General features: G+C 60.2%; 1 protein-coding gene. It reads left to right on the top strand.

Going from position 1 to position 550, the window contains the following annotated elements; translation table 11 throughout:
* The coding region (locus HCK86_RS23920) for a GTP-binding protein (protein WP_246739759.1) at positions 1 to 550 on the top strand (550 nt) is incomplete at both ends.

Raw genomic sequence — 550 nt, forward strand, 5'->3', positions numbered from 1 at the left:
GGACGGCGCGATCCTGGTTTGCTCGGCTGCTGACGGCCCGATGCCGCAGACCCGCGAGCACATCCTGCTTGCCCGTCAGGTTGGCGTTCCGGCTCTGGTCGTGTTCCTGAACAAGGTCGACCAGGTTGACGACGAAGAGCTGCTGGAACTGGTCGAGATGGAAGTTCGCGAACTTCTCTCCTCCTACGAATTCCCGGGCGACGATATCCCGATCATCAAGGGCTCGGCTCTTGCTGCTCTGGAAGACAGCGACAAGAAGATCGGCGAAGATGCTGTTCGCGAACTGATGGCGGCTGTTGACGCCTACATTCCGACGCCTGAGCGCCCGATCGACCAGCCGTTCCTGATGCCGATCGAAGACGTTTTCTCGATCTCGGGTCGTGGTACGGTTGTGACCGGCCGTGTTGAGCGCGGTGTTGTCAAGGTTGGTGAAGAAGTTGAAATCGTCGGCATCCGCCCGACGTCGAAGACGACTGTTACCGGCGTTGAAATGTTCCGCAAGCTGCTCGATCAGGGCCAGGCTGGCGACAACATCGGCGCGCTGATCCGC

The sequence above is a fragment of the Martelella sp. HB161492 genome, assembly GCF_013184775.1.
Taxonomy (GTDB): Bacteria; Pseudomonadota; Alphaproteobacteria; order Rhizobiales; family Rhizobiaceae; genus Martelella.